Raw genomic sequence first — 16859 nt, 5'->3', positions numbered from 1 at the left:
TTGGTTTATGCAAGTGAAGCGATTTTTCGCCGCCGATATGCGTCAGGCCATGAAGCTGATTCGTGATGAGCTGGGGGCTGACGCCGCCATTATTGGCAACCGCCGGATAGCCGGGGGCGTTGAGTTGACCGCGGCCCTGGACTACAAGCTGTCCGCGCTGGCACCCCGTGTACCGAACATTGAGCTCGAAGAAGAGCTGCGCAAGACCCAATCGCGGATTGTCTCGGCCCAGGCCGAGTTGAGCCTGCGCGGTGAGGGCGAGGCGGGGGACAACCGTCAGTTGTTTGCCGGTCTGCCGCTGACCGCCGCCGAACCGTTGATCGAGCCGACCCTTGAAGAACCGCCGCGCCCTGCGCCTGCGCCAGCCGCACCGACGATTGATCAGCGCGCATTCGACAACATGCGTCATGAACTCAACGGTTTGCGCGAGTTGCTCGAAGTGCAGCTCGGCTCGCTGGCCTGGAGCCAGTTGCAGGATGCCAAGCCTGCCCAGGCCAATCTGTGGCGTCGCCTGCAGCGTATCGGCCTGTCCGGGCCGCTGTCCCGTGATCTGCTGGCGCAAGTGGCCGGCATCGAGGAGCCGCGTCAGGCCTGGCGGATGCTGTTGGCGCACCTGGCGCGCATGATTGCCACGCCTGAGCTGGAACCGCTGGAAGAGGGCGGTGTGATCGCGATGGTCGGCCCCGCAGGGATGGGTAAAACCACCACGCTGGCCAAGCTGGCGGCGCGTTATGTGCTCAAGTACGGCGCGCAGAACATTGCCCTGGTGAGCATGGACAGCTTTCGTATTGGCGCCCAGGAGCAACTCAAGACCCTGGGCCGGATTCTCAACGTACCGGTGACCCACGTGGCCCCCGGTCAGTCGTTGGGCCAGACCCTTGAGCCACTGGTGCGCAAGCGCGTGGTGCTGGTGGACACTGCCGGGCTGCAAGCCAGCGACCCGGCGTTGCGCCTGCAGCTGGAAAGCCTCGCGGGGCGGGGCATCAAGGCCAGAAATTATCTGGTACTGGCCACCACCAGCCAGAAACAGGTGCTGACGGCGGCGTACCTCAGTTACAAGCGTTGCGGGCTGGCCGGTTGCATCCTGACCAAACTGGATGAAACGGCAAGCCTGGGCGAGGTGTTGAGCCTGGCGATCAGTCACGGGCTGCCGGTGGCGTACCTCACCGATGGTCCAAGGATTCCGGATGACCTTCACCTGCCGCGCCGTCACCAGTTGGTGAGTCGCGCAGTGAGTGTGCAAATGCAGGAAGAACCCAGCGAAGAAGCCATGGCCGATATGTTCGCTGATATCTATCACAGCCCTCCCAAGCGGGTAGGCTGAGGTAGTCAAGATTACGTTGCAATGTACCTACATCTGATGGTCTGAAGGTTTTGTTCCAATGGGGAACGGGCAGCCAACGCATGTAGCCGCGTCTAAGTAAGACAAGGTAAAAAAAGATCATGGGCAGCATGCATCCCGTACAGGTGATCGCAGTGACCGGCGGCAAGGGTGGCGTCGGTAAAACTAACGTCTCAGTCAACTTGTCCATCGCATTGGCCGAGCTGGGCAGGCGCGTTCTGTTGATGGACGCGGACCTTGGACTGGCGAATGTCGATGTCCTGCTGGGCCTGACCCCCAAATTCACCCTGGCCGATGTGGTCGAGGGGCGTTGCGAGCTGCGCGATGTCTTGCTGCAAGGCCCTGGCGGGATTCGTATCGTGCCGGCGGCTTCGGGCACCCAGAGCATGGTGCAGCTGAGCCCGGCGCAACACGCCGGTCTGATCCAGGCCTTCAGCGACCTCGGCGACAATCTGGATGTGCTGGTGATCGACACCGCTGCCGGGATTGGCGAGTCGGTGGTCAGTTTTGTGCGCGCCGCCCAGGAAGTGCTGCTGGTGGTCTGCGACGAGCCGACATCGATCACCGATGCCTATGCGCTGATCAAGTTGCTCAATCGCGATTACGGCATGAACCGCTTTCGCGTATTGGCGAACATGGCCCAGAGCCCGCAGGAAGGGCGCAATCTGTTCGCCAAATTGACTAAAGTCACCGACCGCTTTCTGGATGTGGCCCTGCAATACGTGGGCGCCGTTCCGTATGACGAATGCGTGCGCAAGGCCGTGCAAAAACAGCGGGCCGTCTACGAAGCGTTCCCGCGCTCCAAGTGCTCCCTGGCGTTTAAAGCCATCGCCCAGAAAGTCGACACCTGGCCGCTGCCCGCCAACCCCCGCGGGCATCTGGAGTTCTTTGTCGAGCGTCTGGTGCAGCAAGCAGGGGGGCGCTTTTAATGACCGCCAGTGGCTATCGCATGTACAGCAAGGCGTCCCGTGACAGCCAGTACGAGCTGATCGAGCGTTACGCCCCTTTGGTCAAGCGCATCGCCTATCACCTGTTGGCGCGCTTGCCGGCCAGCGTGCAGGTGGACGACCTGATCCAGGCCGGGATGATCGGGCTGCTCGAGGTGTCGGGCAAATACGACGCCACCAAGGGAGCGAGTTTTGAGACCTATGCCGGGATTCGCATTCGTGGCGCCATGCTCGATGAAGTGCGAAAAGGCGACTGGGCCCCGCGCTCTGTCCACCGCAATACGCGCATGGTCAGCGATGCAATTCGGGTAATTGAAGCAAAAACCGGTTGTGACGCTAAAGATCATGAAGTTGCGGCCGAACTCCAGTTAAGCCTTGATGATTATTACGCCATCTTGAATGACACCCTGGGCAGCCGCCTGTTCAGTTTCGACGACTTGTTGCAGGACGGCGAACACGAAGGGCTGCATGAGGATGGCGCAAGTGCTCACCCGGAGCCGTCCCGCGATCTGGAAGACGAACGCTTCCAGGGCGCGCTGGCCGATGCGATTGCCCATCTGCCCGAGCGTGAGCGGCTGGTGTTGGCGCTGTACTACGACGAGGAACTGAACCTCAAGGAAATCGGCGAAGTGCTGGGGGTCAGCGAGTCCCGTGTGAGCCAGCTGCACAGCCAGTGCGCAGCGCGGCTGCGTGCACGCCTGAGCCAGTGGCGAGCGCACTGACCGGAACACGCGTACTTATTGTGGGAGCGGGCTTGCTCGCGATGGGATCGACACGGTGAATCAGAAAAACCGCGCCGCCAGCATCGCGAGCAAGCCCGCTCCCACAGTCGATTCTGGCGGTGTTTGAAAACGAATTGATTGAATGGCGTGTCCCCAGACCGGGCGCGTTTAAGACTGCTTGGAGGTCGAATTGGACAAGAACATGAAAATCCTTATCGTTGATGATTTTTCAACGATGCGGCGGATCATTAAAAACCTGTTGCGTGACCTGGGGTTCACCAACACGGTCGAGGCGGACGACGGCATCACGGCGTTGCCGATCCTCAATCTGGGTCACATCGACTTTTTGGTGACCGACTGGAACATGCCGGGCATGACCGGTATCGAGTTGCTGCGCCACGTGCGCGCCGACGAAAAACTCAAGCACTTGCCGGTGCTGATGGTGACCGCCGAAGCCAAGCGCGAGCAGATCATCGAAGCCGCCCAGGCCGGTGTTAACGGCTATGTGGTCAAGCCGTTCACGGCTATCGCACTCAAAGACAAGATCGAGAAGATCTTTGATCGCATCGGTTGATCGGTTGCCTTGGGGGCGCTATGGAGCATAAAGAATCTACACAGGGCGATTTTGAGTCGACCCTGAAAAAACATGCTCACGAATTGGTCGAAAGCCTTGAAAGAGGCCAGTTTGGCGATGCAGTGCAGCTGATTCACGAACTCAACCAGACCCGTGATCGCGGGTTGTATCGCGAAGTCGGCAAACTGACCCGTGAACTGCACAGTGCAATTGTCAATTTCCATATTGATCCGAGCATGCCGCAAGCCGAAGAAGTGTCGCAGATCACGGATGCCACGGAACGCCTGGCTTATGTTGTGAAGCTCACGGAAGCGGCCGCCAATCGAACCATGGACCTGGTGGAGAACAGCACGCCGCTGGTCAACGGCCTGGGGCAGGAAGCCAAGGCCCTGAGTGCAGACTGGGGTCGCTTCATGCGCCGTGAAATCGGTGCCGAGGAGTTTCGCGAGCTGGCGCGTCGGGTTGACAGTTTTTTGACGCGTAGCGACGAGCAAAGTCAGGTCGTGTCCGCCAACCTCACCGACATCTTGCTGGCCCAGGATTTCCAGGACCTTACCGGTCAGGTCATCAAGCGGGTGACGCAACTGGTCACGGACGTTGAAAGCAATCTGCTCAAACTGGTGCTGATGGCCAGTCAGGTGGATCGCTTTGCCGGCATCGAACACGACCGTGATGCGTTGCGCGCTGAAAATAATTCGCAAAAAAACCAGGCCAAGGGTGAAGGTCCGCAGATTCATGCCGATACACGTAATGACGTCGTATCCGGTCAGGATGATGTAGACGATTTGCTGTCCAGTTTAGGTTTTTAGGACTCGATAGACGTGCGGGCGCTGTTGCCTGGCGTCGCGGGCCTTTCTCAAGGAGCACGTACATGAGCTTCGGCGCCGATGAAGAAATCCTTCAGGATTTCCTGGTTGAAGCCGGCGAAATTCTGGAGTTGCTGTCCGAGCAACTGGTCGAGCTGGAAAGCCGACCGGATGATGCGGACCTGCTCAATGCCATTTTTCGCGGTTTTCATACTGTCAAAGGGGGCGCCGGCTTCCTGCAGCTCCATGAATTGGTGGAGTGCTGTCACATCGCCGAGAACGTCTTCGACATCCTGCGCAAGGGTGAACGAGGCGTCGACGCGGAGTTGATGGACGTGGTGCTTGAGGCCCTGGATGCGGTCAACGGCATGTTCAGCGAAGTGCGCGAGCGCAGCCCGATCACCGCGGCGACCCCCGAGTTGCTGGCGGCGCTGGCGCGTCTGGCAGAGCCTGCGGCCGCTCACGTGGTTGCTGCACCTGTGCCGGTGGCGGTAGTCGCAGCTCCGGTGACTGATATCACCGACAGCGAATTTGAACAGTTGCTGGAATCCCTCGATGCGGTCAAGGCCGCTGCCCACGAGCCCGAGCCGGTTGTCCCGGCAGACATCTCGGCGGGTGACGAAATCAGCGACGCCGAATTTGAGTTGCTGCTTGACCAGTTGCACGGCAAGGGCCAGTTTTCTGCGGATGCCGCAGTGGTCGGCGCAGTGCCCGACGAAGCGCCGGTAGCCGTAGCTGAAGTCAGCAATGAAATCACCGACGATGAATTCGAGGCCTTGCTCGATCAATTGCATGGCAAGGGTGCGTTCAACACCGACGCACTGGGCGCTGCGGCCGTCGAACCTGTTGCCCCGGCCGAGGAGCCAGCGGGCGACCCGAACCTGATCAGCGATCACGAATTCGAAGCCCTGCTCGATGAGATGCACGGTAAAGGCAAGTTCAGTCCGGACTCCGCAGCCGTTGTCGCTGCGGCTGTGCCCGCCAGGCCGGTTGCGGCTGCGCGTGCTGCCCCGGCCCGGGCGGCAGCTGCACCGTCGGAAAAACCGGTTGCCTCTGAGGCAGAAACCACCGTGCGGGTCGATACCGCACGGCTGGACGACATCATGAACATGGTCGGCGAACTGGTACTGGTGCGTAACCGTCTGGTGCGCCTGGGCTTGAACAGCCATGACGAGGACATGGCCAAGGCCCTGTCCAACCTCGACGTGGTTACAGCTGACCTGCAAACCGCAGTGATGAAGACCCGGATGCAGCCGATCAAGAAAGTCTTCGGTCGCTTCCCGCGGCTGGTGCGGGATCTGGCGCGTCAGTTGAAGAAAGAAATCAGCCTGGAGTTGGTGGGCGAAGAGACCGACCTGGATAAAAACCTCGTCGAAGCCCTGGCCGATCCACTGGTCCACTTGGTGCGCAACGCCGTCGACCATGGTTGCGAAACCCCGGAAGAACGTGCTGCTGCAGGCAAGCCAAGCTGCGGTCGAGTGGTGCTGTCGGCAGAGCAGGAAGGCGACCATATCCTGCTGTCGATCTCCGATGACGGCAAAGGCATGGATGCCAATTTCCTGCGCTCCCTGGCGGTGAAAAAAGGCCTGATGGACAAGGACGCAGCCGATCGCCTGAGCGAAAGCGACTGCTACAACCTGATTTTTGCACCGGGTTTTTCCACCAAGACCGAGATCAGCGATGTGTCCGGACGTGGCGTGGGCATGGACGTGGTGAAAACCAAGATCGCCCAGCTCAACGGCTCGCTGAGCATCGAGTCGGTGCTGGGTCGTGGCTCGAAAATCGTCATCAAGGTGCCGTTGACCCTGGCGATCATGCCGACCCTGATGGTGATGCTGGGCAACCAGGCGTTTGCCTTCCCTCTGGTCAACGTCAACGAGATTTTCCATCTCGACCTGTCGCGCACCAACGTGGTCGACGGCCAGGAAGTGGTGATCGTGCGCGACAAGGCCCTGCCGTTGTTCTACCTCAAGCGCTGGCTGGTGGCGTCTGCCGCCCATGAAGAACAGCGCGAAGGGCATGTGGTGATTTTGTCGGTCGGTACCCAGCGCATCGGTTTTGTGGTCGATCAACTGGTCGGCCAGGAAGAGGTGGTGATCAAGCCGTTGGGCAAAATGCTCCAGGGCACGCCAGGCATGTCGGGCGCCACCATTACCGGTGATGGTCGTATTGCCTTGATTCTGGATGTTCCGAGCATGCTCAAGCACTACGCATCACGGCGTATTTGATTCTGGTAAGCCGGGGCTTTTGCGCCCCGCACCGCCTAACGGAGTGTTTATGGTAGTCAAGGTCCTGGTGGTGGATGATTCCGGTTTTTTCCGCCGCCGCGTCTCGGAAATTCTGTCGGCTGACCCGACGATTCAAGTGATCGGCACCGCCACCAATGGCAAGGAAGCCATCGATCAGGCGCTGGCGCTCAAGCCGGACGTGATCACGATGGATTACGAGATGCCGTTGATGGATGGCATCACGGCCGTGCGTCATATCATGCAGCGCTGTCCGACCCCGGTATTGATGTTTTCCTCGCTGACCCACGAGGGCGCCCGCGTGACCCTCGATGCGCTGGATGCCGGGGCGGTGGATTTTTTGCCGAAAAACTTCGAAGACATCTCGCGCAACCCCGAGAAGGTCAAGCAGATGCTGTGCGAGAAGGTTCACAGCATCTCGCGCAGCAACCGCCGAATGTCCAGCTACAGCGCGCCAGCGCCTGCGGTCTCAGCCCCTGCGCCTGTGCCTCGGCCTGCCCTTGGCGGTTTTGTGTCCCCCGCGCCGACCGCCTCGTTGCCCCCTGCGCGCACCACGCCGATTGCCAGCCGTGGCGCGCCTGCACCGGCATCAACGTCGGGCATGCCCAAGCGCAAGGCCTACAAACTGGTCGCCATCGGCACCTCGACCGGCGGGCCGGTGGCCTTGCAGCGGGTGTTGACCCAGTTGCCGGGCAATTTTCCGGCGCCGATTGTGCTGGTGCAGCACATGCCGGCCGCGTTTACCAAGGCGTTTGCCGAGCGCCTGGACAAGCTGTGCCGCATCAGCGTCAAGGAAGCCGAAGACGGCGACATCCTGCGCCCCGGCCTGGCCCTGCTGGCACCGGGCGGCAAGCAGATGATGATTGACGGTCGCGGCGCGGTACGCATCCTGCCGGGCGACGAGCGTTTGAACTACAAGCCGTGTGTGGATATCACCTTCGGTTCGGCTGCCAAGTCTTTTGGTGACAAAGTTTTGGCGGTGGTCCTGACCGGCATGGGTGCGGACGGCCGTGAAGGTGCGCGCATGCTCAAGCAGGGCGGCAGTCAGGTGTGGGCACAGGACGAAGCCAGCTGCGTGATTTACGGCATGCCGATGGCCATCGTCAAAGCCAACCTGGCCGACGCGGTGTACAGCCTTGATGACATCGGCAAACACCTGGTGGAGGCCTGCCACTGATGGATGTGCTCAGTCTGATTGGCATCATCATGGCGTTTGTCGCGATCATCGGCGGCAACTACCTGGAGGGCGGCCATCTCGGCGCCCTGGCCAATGGTCCGGCAGCGCTGATCGTGCTGGGCGGGACGGTGGGCGCGGCACTGTTGCAGTCGCCCATGAGCGCATTCAAGCGGGCGATGCAGACCGTAGTGTGGATCTTGTTTCCGCCGCGTATCGACATGGCGGGGGGCATTGACCGTGTCGTCAACTGGAGCCTGACGGCGCGCAAGGAAGGCTTGCTGGGCCTGGAAGGCGTGGCCGACACCGAGCCCGACAATTATTCGCGCAAGGGCCTGCAGTTGCTGGTTGACGGGGTTGAGCCAGAAACCATTCGCAGCGTGCTGGAGGTCGATTACATGACCCAGGAAAGCCGCGACATCGAAGCCGCCAAAGTATTTGAAAGCATGGGCGGTTATGCGCCGACCATCGGCATTATCGGTGCGGTCATGGGCCTGATTCATGTGATGGGCAATCTGGCTGATCCGGGACAACTGGGCAGCGGAATTGCGGTGGCGTTTGTGGCGACCATTTATGGGGTGGCCAGTGCCAACCTGGTGTTGCTGCCCATCGCCAGCAAGCTCAAGGCCATTGCCATGCGCCAGTCGCTGTACCGCGAAATGCTGCTCGAAGGCATCCTGTCGATTGCCGAAGGCGAGAATCCGCGCTCAATCGAACTCAAGCTTCAAGGCTTCACGGGTTAACTATGAGCCGTCGCCGTCGCCCTGCGGATGAACACATCAATCACGAGCGCTGGCTGGTGTCCTACGCGGACTTCATCACCTTGCTGTTTGCCTTCTTCGTGGTCATGTACTCGATTTCCTCGATCAACGAAGGTAAGTATCGGGTGATCTCCCAGGCGCTGGTGGGCGTGTTCAATGACACCGAGCGCAGCATCAAGCCGGTGCCCATTGGTCAGGAACGCCCGCTGACGGTCGCGCCTGCCGAACCCTTGATCAAAGACAGTGAACATACCGACGCGGGCCTTGGGCAAGTCCCCGATGACCCGCTTAAAACCATTGCCAATGACATCACCCATGCGTTTGGCGACTTGATCGCGTCCAAACAATTGACCGTGCGCGGCAATGAGTTATGGGTCGAAATCGAACTCAACTCAAGCTTGCTGTTCGGCAGTGGCGACGCGATGCCCAGCAATGCAGCGTTCACCATTATCGACAAGGTGGCAGCGATCCTGAAGCCGTTCGAAAACCCGATTCACGTCGAGGGCTTTACGGACGATCTGCCGATCCGTACCGCGCAATATCCCACCAACTGGGAACTGTCGTCGGCACGCTCGGCGAGCATCGTGCGCATGCTGGCGATGCAGGGCGTGAACCCGGGGCGCATGGCGTCGGTGGGTTACGGCGAGTTCCAGCCGGTGGCCAATAACGCAACCCCGGAGGGGCGTGCGCTCAACCGCCGGGTGGTGCTGGTGGTGTCGCGCAACCTGGAGGTGCGTCGCAGCCTGACCGGTACGGGAACCGCCAACGCGACACCGGATGCCGCCCTCAAGCGTGCTGGCACACAAACTGCACCGCCACAGACACAGCCACTGGTTAGAGGGAATGCCGTCAATTCCCCGTCACCAACCCTATAGTCTCGGCCGGCACGCATGCAGCCGGGAGGAACAACTGAATGAGAGTCTGGGCAGTAGCCAATCAAAAAGGTGGGGTCGGCAAGACCACCACATCCATCGCTCTGGCCGGTTTGCTGGCAGAAGCGGGTAAGCGGGTGGTTGTGGTCGATCTCGACCCGCACGGCTCCATGACCAGTTATTTCGGGTATGACCCCGATGGTCTGGAACACAGCGTGTATGACCTCTTTCTGCATCAGGGCCAAGTGCCGGAAGGTCTGGCTGCGCAATTGCTGCTGCCCACCAGCCACGAGAAGATTGCCTTGCTGCCGGCGACCACCGCCCTGGCGACCCTGGAACGTCAGGCGCCGGGGCAAAGTGGCCTGGGCCTGGTGATTGCGCGCAGCCTGGCGCAACTGTGGCAGGACTATGACTACGCCATCATCGACAGCCCGCCGATCCTGGGTGTGCTGATGGTCAACGCATTGGCGGCCAGCCAGCAATTGATCATTCCGGTGCAGACCGAGCATCTGGCCCTCAAGGGCCTGGAGCGCATGGTCCACACCCTGCGCATGATCAATCGCTCGCGGGCGCAGGAACTGCCGTTTTGTATCGTGCCGACCTTGTTTGACCGCCGTACCCAGGCCTCGATGAGCACCTTGCGGGTGTTGCGCGACGTGTATCCCGACACCCTGTGGCAGGGCTTCATCCCGGTCGACACCCGCTTGCGTGATGCCAGCCGGGCAGGGCAGACGCCTTCGCAGTTCGATGACAAGACCCGGGGGGTAATCGCCTATCGTGCGTTGCTCAAGCACGTACTGACCCGCCAGCTTGCCCCTCAGGTGGCTTGAGGTGGACGGTTATTCAAGTATCGGTCCCGTGTGGCCGATAACGTCTACAAGTCTCTGTCGCGAGGCTGTTGAGTGGGGCACTTTATGACGCAGCCGATAGCACTTTCCAACCGCTCGCAAGTGGCGTTGCAGTCGTATCTGGACGACTTGCTGTTTGATGCAACCCAGGCGCTGGAGTCGGTTGAACCCGCTGCGCCGGAACTTGAACCGGCCACTGACGCGCCTGTTGAAGCGCCGTTGGCCATGCCGGTGGAACTCTCGCAAGTGGGCGTGCCCGCCGAGGCGCTGGCCCATCCGTTGGTCGAGGTTCATCGGCCAAGTGCGCCCGGAGCGCATTTGCCGATACCCGATGATGGCCGCCCCGCGTGGGCCGCAGAACCCTTCGAATGCCTGCTGTTCGACGTGGCCGGACTGACCCTGGCGGTGCCGTTGGTGTGCCTGGGTTCTATCTATTCGCTGGCCGGTCGTGAACTGACGCCGCTGTTTGGTCAGCCGGACTGGTTCCTGGGGATACTGCCGAGCCAGAGCGGCAAGCTCAACGTGCTGGATACCGCGCGCTGGGTGATGCCCGAGCGCTATCGCGATGATTTTCGCGAGGGCCTGCAATACGTTATTTCCGTGCAGGGCTACGAGTGGGGGTTGGCGGTGCATCAAGTCAGCCGCTCATTGCGCCTGCATCCGAACGAAATCAAATGGCGCTCCCAGCGTGGGCAGCGGCCGTGGCTGGCGGGCACCGTGATTGAACACATGTGCGCATTGCTGGACGTGGCGCAATTGGCCGAGTTGATTGCCAAGGGCAAGCAGTAATTATTTAAATCAGCGGTATTCAGTCAAGGGTTTGGTGTATGAAACAGTCAGCCGCACAACAAAGTAGTGAAGATCCGATCCTGCAATGGGTGACCTTCAAGCTGGACAACGAGACCTACGGCATCAATGTGATGCAAGTGCAGGAAGTGCTGCGTTACACCGAAATTGCCCCGGTCCCCGGTGCGCCTTCCTACGTGCTGGGCATTATCAACCTGCGCGGCAACGTGGTGACGGTCATCGATACGCGTCAGCGTTTTGGCCTCTACAACGCAGAAATCACCGACAATTCGCGCATCGTCATCATCGAAGCGGACAAACAAGTGGTCGGGATTCTGGTCGACAGCGTGGCCGAGGTGGTTTACCTGCGTCAGTCTGAAATCGAAACGGCGCCTAATGTGGGCAACGACGAGTCGGCCAAGTTTATCCAGGGCGTATGCAACAAGAACGGCGAACTGCTGATTCTGGTTGAGCTGGACAAAATGATGACCGAAGAAGAATGGTCGGATCTGGAGAACATCTGATTGATCCTTGAGGTGGCGGTAATCGTCCTGGGCCTGTTGTGGGCTGTGACCCTGTGGTTGTTCGTGAGCCATGTGCGCCGTCAGCGCGTGCTCGCGGCGCAGCAGGTTGCGGGCGATGAGCAGCGTGACCGGCGCCTCAGGGAACTGGCGCGGCGGCTGGACACCTACCAGAACGGCAATGTGCAAATGGGTGAAGACCTGCACGAGCTGCGCGCGGTGGTCGCACCGCTGCCCGAAAAGCTGACCCAGCTGGAACAGCGCGACCCCACCAGCCTGTCGTTCAACCAGGCAGCGCGCCTGGTCAGCATGGGCGCCAGCGTCGACGAACTGACCCAGGCCTGTGGTTTGACTCAGGCCGAGGCCGAGTTGATGAGCAAGATGCACAAGGGCTGAGCCTGATCCTGATCCCACAGATCAGGTCATGGCGTCTTCTCCTGCAGCGCCTGTTTCAACGCTTCAACCATTCGCACCCGTGGCCCTTGTGCATGACTGATCAGCATAATCCTGCGGTCATAGCGTTCGTCACCCACAGGCTCCACGACACAACTGTCCGTCCAGCGCTCAATCCCCGACCAGCAAGGCACCAGGCTGACTCCCAACCCCTGCGCAGTCAGCAGGGCGATGGTTTCCAGCGCATCCAGATCCAGCAGGGCGGCTGGTTTCAGCCCCTGGTCTTGCAGGTACTGGACGGCATGCCGGCCCCCCCACGCATCCGGGTCATATTGAATATACGGGCAGTGTTGCAGGCGCGCGTCGATGCTTTGGCTTGAGTGCTCATTGGAGATAAACACCAAGGGTTCCTTGCGCAGCAATACCCCATTGAAGGTCTTGGCCAGCGTGAACGGCGGCGCGACCACTATCGCGGCATCCAGTTCGTTGGCCTCCAGCGCCTGATACAGCGAACGGGATGTCCCTGGAACGATCACCGGCTTCAGCTGGGGAGTTGAGCGGGTCAGGCTGCGCAAGGCCTGGGGCAGAAGGCCCGTGAGTACCGTTGAAATCGCACCGATGCGCAAGGGGCCGGTCAGGCCCAGGGCGTCGACGTCACTTGCCAGAAGCGCCACTTCATCGACGATGCCTCTGGCCCTGGGCAGCAAGTCCATGCAGGCCAGGCTGGGCTTGGCCTCGTGGCCGACCCGCACCAGAAGCTGGAGCCCCAACTGCCGTTCGAGCGCCACAATACGCTGGCTGACCGCGGCAGCCGTCAGGTTTTCCAGGCGGGCCGCCTTGGCGATTGACCCGCATTCCACCACGGCGATCAGGCTTCTGAGATAGCGCGTATCCATAAGAATTTCTTTCTTTGATGGAAAAAATAACAGGTTATCTCTTTTGAATGGCGCGCTGCATGATTTCCTGCAGGGGCATTGGGCTATTTCAAGTTTCAGGAGGTTACTGTGCAATCACTCTTTCATTTTGCTTATCACGTTCACGATCTGGGCTCGGCGCGCCACTTTTACTGCGATGTGCTGGACTGTGTTGAGGGTCGCAGTACCGAGACCTGGCTGGACATCGATTTTTTCGGCCATCAATTGTCCTTGCACCTGGGTGAGCCGTTTGCCGTCAGCAACACCGGCAAGGTGGGCGATCACTGGGTGCCCATGCCGCATTTCGGGGTGGTGCTGAGCATGCCTGACTGGCTGGCCTTGAAAGAACGACTGATGGATCGCGGCGTGGAGTTTGTGCTGGAGCCGACCCTTCGTTTTGTCGGGACCCCGGGGGAGCAGGCGACGATGTTTTTCCTCGATCCTTCGGGCAACCCCATCGAGATCAAGGGTTTTACAGAGTGGGCGTCGGTGTATGCCCAGTAACGCAGTCATGAGCAGAGGATGAATACAGCATGAGTTTTCTCGACACGGCGGACGCCCACTCGATTGCCGAACAGGTCCGTACCGCACACCTGAGCCCCGGCATTGTGGCCGAGCATTTCCTGAGTCAGACAAACGCCCGTGAGTCTACGATCCGGGCGTTCGTCGCCCTCGACCCGCAGGTGGTGCGCAAACAGGCACAGGGGCTGAGCAGCCCCGGGATCAACGGCTTGCTGGCCGGAGTGCCGATTGGGGTCAAGGACATCATTGATACCCGCGACCACCCCACGGGTTATTACTCCCCGATCTATGACAACAACTGGCCGTCGCGCGATGCCCATGTGGTTGCGCTGCTGCGTCAGGCGGGAGCGGTGATCATGGGCAAGACCCACACCACCGAGTTTGCCTATATGCAAACCGGGCCGACCCGCAATCCCCATGATCTGGACCGGACTCCAGGCAGCTCCAGTGCCGGTTCTGCTGCAGGCATGGCCGCGGGTTTCTTTCCTGTGGCGCTGGGCACGCAAACGGCGGGCTCGCTGCTCAAGCCTGCGTCCTATTGCGGGCTGTATGCGTTTAAACCTTCCTATGGGCTGGTTTCGCTGGAAGGGATCAAGCCCTTGGCGCCCAGCTTCGACACGCTGGGCTGGTATGGCCGGTCGGTTCGCGACCTGGCTCTCGTCGCTCAGGTACTGGTGCCCGGTTTGCCGCAATCGGCTCGGGAGAGCGGCAGCAGGACGTTCGGGTTTTGTCGTACTGCGCGCTGGGACCAGGTGGATCCGGTGGTGGCTGACGCTTTACTGGCGGCGGTCCAGAGGTTGAAGGCTGCAGGCCACACCGTGACCACAGTGGACCTGCCGGATGATTTTGCGAACGTGTTTGACGACCACCTGCTGATCAATGACTGCGAGGGCGCACGGTCGCTGTCCAAAGAGTGGCAATCCAGCCCTGAACTGCTAAGCCCGTCAGTGGTGGCCATGATCGAGCGGGCCAGGGGTACGACATGGGAGCAGGAGTCAGCGGCCAAGGCTCGCCTGGCTGCGCAGGCACCGAGACTGCAGGCGATTTTTGCACCCTTCGATGCGATGCTGAGCGTCACCTGCGGCATGGTTGCGCCCCTGGGGCTGGAAACGACGGGTCCTTCGGACTTTTGCAAATGCTGGATGGCATTCGGGCTGCCTCAAATCAACATTCCCTTACCCAGACAGCCGGGTGAACTGCCGGTGGGGTTGCAACTGATTGGTGGTTTTCGTCAGGACAGTGCGCTGCTTGAGGCTACGCAACAGGTGGACAGGGCTTTGCGATCGTGAGGGTGTCAAACCATGCCCGTGGGAGCGGGCTTGCTCGCGAGGGTGTCGACACGGTTTGACTGACTGACCGCTCTGTGCCGTCGATCGCAGCCTTCGTTCCTCGGCAGCGACTACAAGGTCTGAGGCTGTCAGGGGGTGATATCCCGCTCTTGCGGCTCGGCATCCGGATCAAACCCTGCCGGGAATTTGCCTTTGAGCTGCCAGGCAAAGGCAATGATTTCTGCCAGGGTTCGGTACAACTCCTGCGGGATGCTGTCGCCCAGTTCCATGCGCGCCAGTAATTTGACCAGCTCGGCATTTTCATAGATCGGCACCCCATGCTCGCGGGCCAGTATGAGGATGGCTTGCGCCAATTCATCGTCGCCTTTGGCGGTGAGGGTAGGGGCCTGTTTGCCGTCGTATTTGAGGGCTATCGCCTGGCGGGGTACGGACTCTGTGTTCATGCGGTTTCGTCCACCCAGCGTTGTTCCAGTCGGGTGTGGCCGCTCTGTGGCGGGGTGCCCTGGTGGCAGTCCAGATCGGTCACGCTCAACCCTGCGTCGTTCAAACGCTGGCGCAAGTCGCCCAGCTGGCTCTCGATCAAGTGCGCCGTAGAGGCCCGTTCGGCCCACAGCTGGCCCGACAGGTTGCCGCGCAGCAGTTGCGCCTGCACATGCAGCGGACCCAGAGGCGCGAGGTCGAAGGCCAGTTCTACCCGCCACAGCGGGTCCTTTATTTCCCGGGGCTCGGGTGTGTCTTGTGGCTCTTTTTCGGGCGGGTCTTCTCGCTGAAACTTGACCTGCAAAGGCACGATTTCGTGGGCATTGCGCATGGGGATTTCCAGTTGCCATGTGGTCAGCACGCCGCCATCGGCCGTACGTCCGCTTTGCTCAAGACTCGACAACTGATGACTTTGCAGGCGTGAAATGGCCGCCGCTGCCAGTTTCAGCAAGTTTTCCAGGCTGTCTTCATGTTCGCCGCTCTGCACCGAACGCTGGGGCAGGGGGAAACCGCCCAGCTGCGGCTTGGCGCTGACCTGGCCGAGCATGCCCAGGGCATTGCGCACAAAGGTCGGCAGTGCCTGGGCCTGGGTGCTGGCGGCCATGCCGGGATTGAAACCGGTACTGGCCGGTACGCCGGGCAGAATCTGCGCAATCAGTCGCAGCAACGTGGCCTTCATGTCCGGAGCCAGTGCTTGTACCTGACCGCTGAGCAACTTGGCTTCCAGGAATGCGCCGCTGTTGAGCAAGGCACTGCTCAGTGCTTTGGGGCTGCTCAGTTGCGAGGGTGTAGGCAATTGAGCCAACAGCGTGTCGATAGAGGCACGTAGTTCAGGAGGCATCTGTGCGTTGGGCGGCAGTTTTTGCAGGGCGCTGAGCAGTCCCTCCAGTGACCCTTGGCGGCTTTGTTGAATTGCGAGTTGCTGCGTGACGGCCAGTTGCTCCTGGCGCCCACTGAGCGGGACAAAGTTCAGGCTTTGCGCATCGTGCACCCGGGCGCTCAGCAAACTGCCGATCCGCAAAGGCTGCGGGCTGTCCAGGGTCAGGGTGCTGCCGCTCAAGGCGCTGTTGAGCAGTGTGACCAACGAGCGATAGATTGCCGGTTGCCCGGCGGGTTGGGCCAACGCCTGGGTGGTCAGCACTTTGCCCTGGAGCAGCGTGCCCACGGGTACTTGTTGCGTATCAAGGCGGGTCAGGGTGGCGACGCTGCTACTCAGTGCCTGTTGCAGGCTGATCGCAAGATTGCCTGCTGAAGTCTGGGTCACAGCCAACTGTGTGCCCACGGGCAAAGGAAAGTTGCTGCTGGCCTGGACGTTGGTTTCCCGGCCACCGGCCAGGGTCAGCTTGAGCAGCAACTGGAACGCCAGATCGTTTTGCTTGAGCGATATCACTTCTGCCTGGGCACTTTGGCCGGGTCTTATCAGGCCTTCTGCAGGCTGTAACAACTTGAGCACTTCACCGCCCACAAGACCGGGGCGCAGACTACTGGGCGTGGTTTGTGGGATAGGTGGAATATTCATGTCGCCTTTCATCGTAACAACCTGTCGAAATTGCCCTCTTTAGCGTAGGACATGGCATGTATAATGCTGCCCCGTCGTTCAGAGGGCATGAAAACATTGCAATTGTTTGATCCAGCTCTCTGAAACCGGCCGCAAATGCATTT

Annotated in this window: 18 protein-coding genes; 15 read left to right on the top strand and 3 right to left on the bottom strand. The window is 60.5% G+C overall.

The genetic code is table 11. From position 1 onward, the window contains the following. Positions 1 to 7: 7 nt before the first annotated feature. The 13 genes from flhF (at position 8) to V6P94_RS19530 (ending at position 11995) form a co-directional block, all read left to right on the top strand. Positions 8 to 1324, top strand: a complete 1317-nt coding sequence (gene flhF, locus V6P94_RS19590) for a flagellar biosynthesis protein FlhF (protein WP_095021423.1) — start codon at positions 8 to 10, stop codon at positions 1322 to 1324. A 119-nt stretch (positions 1325 to 1443) separates the two neighbouring features. Beyond that, positions 1444 to 2271, top strand: coding sequence for a flagellar synthesis regulator FleN (fleN, locus tag V6P94_RS19585; protein WP_095028721.1), 828 nt, complete (start codon positions 1444 to 1446; stop codon positions 2269 to 2271). Then, positions 2271 to 3011 (top strand): RNA polymerase sigma factor FliA, encoded by a 741-nt coding sequence (gene fliA / locus V6P94_RS19580; RefSeq protein ID WP_019828842.1) that lies wholly within the window; start codon positions 2271 to 2273, stop codon positions 3009 to 3011. Before fleN ends, fliA begins: the two co-directional genes overlap by 1 nt. Before the next feature lie 202 nt (positions 3012 to 3213). Beyond that, on the top strand, positions 3214 to 3585 hold the full coding sequence (locus V6P94_RS19575) for a chemotaxis response regulator CheY (RefSeq protein ID WP_019828845.1): 372 nt from the start codon (positions 3214 to 3216) through the stop codon (positions 3583 to 3585). Positions 3586 to 3605: 20 nt separating this feature from the next. Beyond that, positions 3606 to 4394: a protein phosphatase CheZ gene (locus tag V6P94_RS19570; RefSeq protein WP_133076019.1), complete on the top strand. Its 789-nt coding sequence runs from the start codon at positions 3606 to 3608 to the stop codon at positions 4392 to 4394. 62 nt (positions 4395 to 4456) lie between these two features. Continuing rightward, positions 4457 to 6619 (top strand): chemotaxis protein CheA, encoded by a 2163-nt coding sequence (locus V6P94_RS19565; RefSeq protein WP_338648334.1) that lies wholly within the window; start codon positions 4457 to 4459, stop codon positions 6617 to 6619. A 49-nt stretch (positions 6620 to 6668) separates the two neighbouring features. Next, positions 6669 to 7814: a chemotaxis response regulator protein-glutamate methylesterase gene (locus V6P94_RS19560; protein ID WP_133076021.1), complete on the top strand. Its 1146-nt coding sequence runs from the start codon at positions 6669 to 6671 to the stop codon at positions 7812 to 7814. Further along, positions 7814 to 8554: a flagellar motor protein gene (locus V6P94_RS19555; protein ID WP_133076022.1), complete on the top strand. Its 741-nt coding sequence runs from the start codon at positions 7814 to 7816 to the stop codon at positions 8552 to 8554. The genes V6P94_RS19560 and V6P94_RS19555 overlap by 1 nt, the downstream gene beginning before the upstream one ends. A 2-nt stretch (positions 8555 to 8556) precedes the next feature. Then, the gene (gene motD, locus V6P94_RS19550) at positions 8557 to 9447 is read left to right on the top strand and encodes a flagellar motor protein MotD (RefSeq protein WP_219261014.1); all 891 of its coding nucleotides are present in this window, start codon (positions 8557 to 8559) and stop codon (positions 9445 to 9447) included. A 38-nt stretch (positions 9448 to 9485) separates the two neighbouring features. Continuing rightward, positions 9486 to 10274: a ParA family protein gene (locus V6P94_RS19545; protein ID WP_133076024.1), complete on the top strand. Its 789-nt coding sequence runs from the start codon at positions 9486 to 9488 to the stop codon at positions 10272 to 10274. 84 nt (positions 10275 to 10358) lie between these two features. After that, a complete protein-coding gene (locus V6P94_RS19540; RefSeq protein WP_133076025.1) occupies positions 10359 to 11081 on the top strand; it encodes a CheW domain-containing protein in 723 nt (240 codons plus the stop codon). Between the two features lie 38 nt (positions 11082 to 11119). Next, positions 11120 to 11602, top strand: a complete 483-nt coding sequence (locus V6P94_RS19535; protein WP_133076026.1) for a chemotaxis protein CheW — start codon at positions 11120 to 11122, stop codon at positions 11600 to 11602. Then, complete coding sequence (locus tag V6P94_RS19530) at positions 11603 to 11995, top strand: DUF2802 domain-containing protein (protein ID WP_133076027.1); 393 nt, start codon at positions 11603 to 11605, stop codon at positions 11993 to 11995. A gap of 26 nt (positions 11996 to 12021) precedes the next feature. Here the strand turns inward: V6P94_RS19530 and V6P94_RS19525 are convergent, their stop codons facing one another. Then, positions 12022 to 12888 carry a LysR family transcriptional regulator gene (locus tag V6P94_RS19525; protein WP_338648323.1) on the bottom strand — a complete coding sequence of 289 codons (867 nt, stop codon included), beginning with the start codon at positions 12886 to 12888 and terminating at the stop codon, positions 12022 to 12024. A gap of 108 nt (positions 12889 to 12996) precedes the next feature. Here V6P94_RS19525 and V6P94_RS19520 point away from each other — a divergent pair, with 108 nt between their 5' ends. Further along, complete coding sequence (locus tag V6P94_RS19520; protein WP_133076029.1) at positions 12997 to 13410, top strand: VOC family protein; 414 nt, start codon at positions 12997 to 12999, stop codon at positions 13408 to 13410. Positions 13411 to 13439: 29 nt separating this feature from the next. Further along, positions 13440 to 14717, top strand: a complete 1278-nt coding sequence (locus V6P94_RS19515) for an amidase family protein (RefSeq protein WP_133076030.1) — start codon at positions 13440 to 13442, stop codon at positions 14715 to 14717. A 128-nt stretch (positions 14718 to 14845) separates the two neighbouring features. Here V6P94_RS19515 and V6P94_RS19510 read toward each other — a convergent pair whose 3' ends face one another. Both V6P94_RS19510 and V6P94_RS19505 read right to left on the bottom strand, forming a co-directional pair. Then, entirely contained in the window at positions 14846 to 15160 is a 315-nt protein-coding gene (locus V6P94_RS19510; protein WP_133076031.1) for an EscU/YscU/HrcU family type III secretion system export apparatus switch protein, read from the bottom strand. Continuing rightward, positions 15157 to 16728 (bottom strand): flagellar hook-length control protein FliK, encoded by a 1572-nt coding sequence (locus V6P94_RS19505; RefSeq protein ID WP_338648320.1) that lies wholly within the window; start codon positions 16726 to 16728, stop codon positions 15157 to 15159. The genes V6P94_RS19510 and V6P94_RS19505 overlap by 4 nt, the downstream gene beginning before the upstream one ends. Between the last annotated feature and the right edge of the window lie 131 nt (positions 16729 to 16859).

It is taken from the genome of Pseudomonas sp. ML2-2023-3, from assembly GCF_037055275.1.
Classification (GTDB): Bacteria; Pseudomonadota; Gammaproteobacteria; order Pseudomonadales; family Pseudomonadaceae; genus Aquipseudomonas.
The sequence above is the reverse complement of the archived record's forward strand: the minus strand, read 5'-3'. Positions and strand labels throughout refer to the sequence as shown.

Coding starts and splice junctions, on each gene's coding strand:
- flhF (WP_095021423.1), top strand. CDS start 8: ATGCAAGTGAAGCGATTTTTCGCCGCCGATATGCGTCAGGCCATGAAG.
- fleN (WP_095028721.1), top strand. CDS start 1,444: ATGGGCAGCATGCATCCCGTACAGGTGATCGCAGTGACCGGCGGCAAG.
- fliA (WP_019828842.1), top strand. CDS start 2,271: ATGACCGCCAGTGGCTATCGCATGTACAGCAAGGCGTCCCGTGACAGC.
- V6P94_RS19575 (WP_019828845.1), top strand. CDS start 3,214: ATGAAAATCCTTATCGTTGATGATTTTTCAACGATGCGGCGGATCATT.
- V6P94_RS19570 (WP_133076019.1), top strand. CDS start 3,606: ATGGAGCATAAAGAATCTACACAGGGCGATTTTGAGTCGACCCTGAAA.
- V6P94_RS19565 (WP_338648334.1), top strand. CDS start 4,457: ATGAGCTTCGGCGCCGATGAAGAAATCCTTCAGGATTTCCTGGTTGAA.
- V6P94_RS19560 (WP_133076021.1), top strand. CDS start 6,669: ATGGTAGTCAAGGTCCTGGTGGTGGATGATTCCGGTTTTTTCCGCCGC.
- V6P94_RS19555 (WP_133076022.1), top strand. CDS start 7,814: ATGGATGTGCTCAGTCTGATTGGCATCATCATGGCGTTTGTCGCGATC.
- motD (WP_219261014.1), top strand. CDS start 8,557: ATGAGCCGTCGCCGTCGCCCTGCGGATGAACACATCAATCACGAGCGC.
- V6P94_RS19545 (WP_133076024.1), top strand. CDS start 9,486: ATGAGAGTCTGGGCAGTAGCCAATCAAAAAGGTGGGGTCGGCAAGACC.
- V6P94_RS19540 (WP_133076025.1), top strand. CDS start 10,359: ATGACGCAGCCGATAGCACTTTCCAACCGCTCGCAAGTGGCGTTGCAG.
- V6P94_RS19535 (WP_133076026.1), top strand. CDS start 11,120: ATGAAACAGTCAGCCGCACAACAAAGTAGTGAAGATCCGATCCTGCAA.
- V6P94_RS19525 (WP_338648323.1), bottom strand. CDS start 12,888: ATGGATACGCGCTATCTCAGAAGCCTGATCGCCGTGGTGGAATGCGGG.
- V6P94_RS19515 (WP_133076030.1), top strand. CDS start 13,440: ATGAGTTTTCTCGACACGGCGGACGCCCACTCGATTGCCGAACAGGTC.
- V6P94_RS19510 (WP_133076031.1), bottom strand. CDS start 15,160: ATGAACACAGAGTCCGTACCCCGCCAGGCGATAGCCCTCAAATACGAC.
- V6P94_RS19505 (WP_338648320.1), bottom strand. CDS start 16,728: ATGAAAGGCGACATGAATATTCCACCTATCCCACAAACCACGCCCAGT.